This is a genomic window from Peribacillus sp. NPDC060253 (genome assembly GCF_042727425.1).
In the GTDB taxonomy this organism is placed as follows: domain Bacteria; phylum Bacillota; class Bacilli; order Bacillales; family DSM-1321; genus Peribacillus.
This window is the reverse complement of the sequence record NZ_JBHXAS010000229.1, coordinates 1-3,269: the sequence shown is the minus strand read 5'-3', so window position 1 is coordinate 3,269 and position 3,269 is coordinate 1. Positions and strand designations below refer to the sequence as shown.

Here is a 3,269-nt window from a genome sequence, read left to right as displayed (position 1 = left end):
AAATAAAGTTACATTATTCTAAATATTTAAAAAAATAAAAAGATTATCGTTTCAATATAAGGAAGAAATTACAACTTTGATATCTAAAAACTCAAATGGGAAAGGGGTATGGAATGTCCAATAAATCTTTTATTAAAGGAATGTTTCCGTTCCATTTGTTTTTGTTTTACTAGTAGGACCTTCTGTTACAAATGCTGCGCCCGATATGCCAATGCCGGCAACACATTCAACAATTTCAGCAAATAAGGCTGTTTATAAACAGTTGGATTTTAAAGATAAGGAAGATTTTAGAAATTTACATAAGGGATTTATTGCACCTTTAAATATGAATCCAATTAAAAATTCAAAAGGTAACGTAGTATGGGATAGCAATCGATATTCATTCATCAAAGAAGATCAGCCGGCAAGTTATACTGTATAACAGATTCGAAAACTAATTACATGATTGATCTGGATAATTCTGTGTTAAATTTCAAAAAAAGGAAAATGGCGTCTCCTGATGCAACATTAACATTAGATAGAATAACCTTCTATCAGATTGCTCTAGGACGTGAAGATTTATCCAAAATGGAGGCGGCCGGGAAAGTTTCTATTTCCGGTAATAAAGAAAAATTCGAAGATTTCTTGTCTTTGCTGGATCAATTTCAACCAAAGATTAATATCGTTACTCCGTGATAATCAATCGCTTTATATTCTGTAAGCAGGATGGATCGGTGACCAATATCTGTACCCACGAGTCTAATATATAGTCTCATGGGTTTGAATGTATCAATTAATCCTGTAGGCATCCTGTTTCGTTTTAATAAATTCATTCATTGTTTTTTAATGAATGAAACGCTCCTAAAAGTCACAGAACAATAATCAATAACCATAAACAGAAAAATTTCAAGTCTTGTAATTTGAAAGGGATTGTAAGCGCTTCCTTCAAGGGGGAGTTTTGTGGAAATATAAAAAGATGGAGTGATGGGGAATGCAGCTGTATGCAAGTAAGAAACGAAAATTAATGATTAGCGGCCTATTATTTGTTGGAATGATTTTAAGCTTTTTTGATCGTGTTGCCATAAATGTCGGTATTATTCCAATTGCAGATGAGTTTCATCTCAATACGTCCCAGACAGGTTTTTTAATCAGTATATTTTTTGTTAGTTACTCTCTCATGCAACCGCTTGGTGGATGGATGACCGATAAGTACGGAGCCAGAGTCATGGTTACTGTTTCTTTATTCAGTTGGTCTTTGTTCACGGTAATGTCGGGGTTTGCTTGGTCATTTATGTCTTTAATATTCATCCGTTTTCTGTTCGGGTTAGGTGAAGGGCCTTTCTATCCTGCCAGTATGTCCACTATAAGAGATAACTTCCCGGAAGAAGAACGGGGCCGGGCAAATTCGTTTTTCTTGTCTGCCCAGAATATTGGCGGGATATTAGGTACTGCACTTGCCGCTTCCATGGTGGTGGCTTTCGGTTGGAGGGGCATGTTTACCATTGCTGGAATTCTAGGGATATTAATTTCTTTCGGAATTTGGTTCATTCTAAAGCCTCAAGAAACTCAAGAGGTTAAAACAGACAAACCGAAACAAAAAAAGGTTGCTCTGAAACTTTTATTTAAAATCGAAAACATTTGGAAACTCATAACTTTCAAGTTTATATCAAATATTATCAACTATGGTCTGATCACTTGGATGCCTATATATTTGGTTAAGGAAAAAGGGGTTGATTTAATAGCAGCCGGGGGTTTATTGGCAATCCCTTATATTTTTGGTTTCTTGATGTTTAATGTAAGTGGTTGGCTTCTGGATAAGCATATGGCTAACCGGGAGAAGTATCTTGCCGCTGCAGGTGCTTTATTATCGGCAATTTTTCTCTTTTTAATGTCTAACGCCACGTCTATAGCACTTATCATCACTTATCTCACTCTCAACTCCGTAGCGCTGTCCTTCTTTGGAACCGTTCTATACACGATCATCATAAAATACTCACCAAAGGAACTTACGGGCTCTGCCTCCGGACTCGTAACTTTTGCCGGTCAAATTGCAGGTGCGATTTCTCCTTTAGCCCTCGGTTTGATTATCAGTTTGTTTAATGACTCCTATAATGCAGCTTTCCTGTTTTTGGTGATAACGGCGCTATTGGGAATGGTTGTTGCCGTATCTATTAAAAATAATCGGGCACAGCCAGCTAAAGAATACGAAAAAACAACTACCATAGTTTAAAATTAGGAATGGAGTCCTGCTTTGGTACAGACATTGTGATGGGTTCTGATTCTCCTTCTCTATAATTGAAAGGGCTTTCTGTTAGAGGTATTATATTTGTAATAGGATAGAAGGAGAATGAACCATGAATATTGAACAATTGGAATATATCATTAAGGTAGCCGAGGTTAACTCGATTTCCACGGCTTCAGAAAGCCTTCATATCTCTCAATCTGGAATCAGCATGGCCATTACGAGTTTGGAGAAGGAATTAGGTATAAAAATCTTCAAGAGGTCACGATTAGGAACCATACCTACAGAAGATGGAAAGGAAATCATCCAGAAAGCTCTTGAAGTATTAAGCAAATTGGAAGAAATAAGAGACAGTGCCCAAATACATTCAGATACGATGGAAAAAGAGTTACGCCTATCATCTACACAAGGTTTATTTCTTACGGTTTTACCTAAATCATTAGCGTTATTTAAGAAGAAGTATCCCGAGGTGAAAATTATGATTGAAGAGAAAGGGGGACAAGAGATAACCGAAGATATACTGAATGATAAGATAGACATCGGACTATTAAATATTCCAAAGGTTAGACCGAAAGAAAATGAGTTGGAATTTCAGCCCCTAATGGAAGCAAAAGTAATTGTGTCGGTCAGTAAGAATTCCCCTCTAGTGAACCGGAAAAGCATAACCCCACAAGAGCTGCTGGACCAAGATTTAGTCGTCTACAATGGACCAAGAATGAAGACATTTATTAAAGAATTTTTTACTCTATACGGTGAGATGAATATTTTGTTTTTCACAAATAATACAGAGATTATCAAAAAAACGGTCGCTGAAGGATTAGCCATTTCCTTTTCGTATGATATTGGAATTAACAGCGATCCCTATTTCCTAAGCGGGGAACTTGTGGCTATTCCTTTGGTGGAGCTAGAAAATAATTCAATGGAATTCGGTTACGTTCGCTCTAAGAAGCAACATTTTTCAAAAGCTGCAAGAGAGTTTATTAAATGTCTCGAATTCTACACTACTCTTAAATATTAGTTTCCTATGGTGATTGGGAAACTAATATTT

At 36.5% G+C, this 3,269-nt stretch carries 4 protein-coding genes; all 4 read left to right on the top strand.

Annotated features, from left to right (window positions below; all coding sequences use genetic code 11):
• Window positions 1–205: 205 nt before the first annotated feature.
• The 4 genes from ACFWE9_RS26385 (at window position 206) to ACFWE9_RS26370 (ending at window position 3,239) form a co-directional block, all read left to right on the top strand.
• Window positions 206–421: a hypothetical protein gene (locus ACFWE9_RS26385; protein ID WP_230156436.1), complete on the top strand. Its 216-nt coding sequence runs from the start codon at window positions 206–208 to the stop codon at window positions 419–421.
• A gap of 41 nt (window positions 422–462) precedes the next feature.
• On the top strand, window positions 463–675 hold the full coding sequence (locus ACFWE9_RS26380; RefSeq protein WP_377359597.1) for an alkyl sulfatase C-terminal domain-containing protein: 213 nt from the start codon (window positions 463–465) through the stop codon (window positions 673–675).
• Between the two features lie 295 nt (window positions 676–970).
• Complete coding sequence (locus ACFWE9_RS26375) at window positions 971–2,209, top strand: MFS transporter (protein ID WP_230156432.1); 1,239 nt, start codon at window positions 971–973, stop codon at window positions 2,207–2,209.
• A 124-nt stretch (window positions 2,210–2,333) separates the two neighbouring features.
• A complete protein-coding gene (locus tag ACFWE9_RS26370; protein WP_230156430.1) occupies window positions 2,334–3,239 on the top strand; it encodes a LysR family transcriptional regulator in 906 nt (301 codons plus the stop codon).
• Window positions 3,240–3,269: the final 30 nt, after the last annotated feature.